Source organism: Candidatus Dorea massiliensis AP6 (assembly GCF_964245105.1).
In the GTDB taxonomy this organism is placed as follows: domain Bacteria; phylum Bacillota; class Clostridia; order Lachnospirales; family Lachnospiraceae; genus Laedolimicola; species Laedolimicola intestinihominis.
Genome location: NZ_CAXTKW010000029.1, coordinates 8,414 through 10,155 on the forward strand (window position 1 = coordinate 8,414; position 1,742 = coordinate 10,155).

Here is a 1,742-nt window from a genome sequence, read left to right on the forward strand (position 1 = left end):
ACTAAATAATCATGTGTTCCTTTTGTTTCTATTTCCACCATTTCATCAATCAATTTTGAAAAACGTGTTCCCTCCGAACAGCAAAGTATGAGCTTAAATTCATTCAAGTGTTCATAGGCATACAAGAGCATTTCATACATACATTCGCCGGAAGTAGAAGTAAGATTGTTAGGTTGTTCTTCTGGCGGAATTTCAGCAAATTCTTTTTGAGCCTTGCAAAATCGTTCCAGTAAAAAATTGTAGTGTTCGCCTACCAATGCTTCAAACAAGTCCTCTTTACTATCATAATAGCCATATAAAGCCCCTGTGGTTACGCCTGCTTTTTTAGCAATATTTCGTAATGAAGCAGATGTGAAGCCTTTTTCAAGAAATTCCTGTATAGCAGCCGATAAAATCATCTGCAATGTCGTTTTTTCTTCGTTGCTCATTTTTAATCCTCTTTTTATAACACTGTTATATAACATCGTTATAATAGCACCTCGCAAAAACTTTGTCAATTCCCCAATATTATTTTCCACTATCCAAATATCATTTTCTGTCTGCTCAGAGATGTAAATTTCATTATCTTTTTGTTTGAAAAGGTGTTAAATGACCGTCTTTCAGTTAACACCCCTTGAAAGTGCGTTTACCCCCCCCCCATATATTCTAGGACTTTCGCCTGTTTCGTCCATTTGCCCTCGTAAATTGTGCCCCTTGTTAGATAACGGGGACTTTGAATGGCTTGCAAGCATGACGGGATTACTTCGCCAGTTGCTGAAATTGTGAGCGTATCCGTTAAGTATATCAGGTAAAATTTAAAAATTGTTTTACTTTCGAGCAACCACACAAAGCCAGCCTTTAGCATTTTTGTTCGTTTCTATATGCGTAAATCCTGCTTTTTCCAAAGAATATTTAATCTCTTTGGAAGTATAAATTTTCATTCCTTTTATAATCTCTGTCCATTTTTTATCTTTGTCATTTTCGCCATTTGACTCATTACAAACCATAAAAATTCCACCTTTTTTTAGCACTCTATATATCTGGCTAAAACTTTGGTCAATATCAGACCAAAAATATATTGTTTCAAAAGCAGTTGCTAAGTCAAAGGTTTCATTGGCAAAAGGAAGTTCCTGCACATTTCCTTGCAGAATTTCACAATGCTTTCTTTCTACTGCAAATTTATTAACTTTTTTTGATTTTCTAACACTAACCTCTGAATAATCAATGCCAAAAACTTTACCCTTTGGACTTTTTTCTAATAGTTTTTTTATATTTGCACCACCACCGCAACCAACGTCTAATGATATATCGTTCTTATTAATTTTTATATGCTTCAATCCCCATTCTGCCATAGGAGAATGACCTATATTCATCATATTAACCATAAGGCTTCCGCCAAGTCCTTTAGGTTTACAAGTGTTTTGAAAAAAAGACATAATTACACCTCTCCTTACATCAATCAAGTTAGCTTTGACTAATTCATTCTATCATTATTATAAAATTCGTGCAATAAAGTCTTAAAATAATTGCAGAAATGAGATAGTGTATTTACGCAGGTTTTCTCAATTTAGTATCTGTTTTCAAGTCAAAGAGGGTAGACAAAAAATATTATCTGCCTACCCTCTTTTTCATCTTATAAGCGTTACATTACTATGCGTAGATAATTTCTGCATTGACGATTTCTCTTGCTCTTGCCTGTATCTCGTTTATTCTGCCAACCCACAACATCGGGCGTTCTGTTTTGAGCTGTTCAGTAACGCCCT

3 protein-coding genes are annotated in these 1,742 nt (G+C 34.7%); all 3 read right to left on the reverse strand.

Features of this window, described 5'->3' with window-relative positions:
• Positions 1-428, reverse strand: a 428-nt coding sequence (locus tag ACESZP_RS17640) for a TetR/AcrR family transcriptional regulator (protein ID WP_499709907.1), incomplete at its 3' end; no start/stop codon positions are given.
• Positions 429-806: 378 nt separating this feature from the next.
• Positions 807-1,415: a class I SAM-dependent methyltransferase gene (locus ACESZP_RS17645; RefSeq protein WP_119204757.1), complete on the reverse strand. Its 609-nt coding sequence runs from the start codon at positions 1,413-1,415 to the stop codon at positions 807-809.
• A 214-nt stretch (positions 1,416-1,629) separates the two neighbouring features.
• The coding region (locus ACESZP_RS17650; protein ID WP_499709908.1) for a TnpV protein at positions 1,630-1,742 on the reverse strand (113 nt) is incomplete at its 5' end.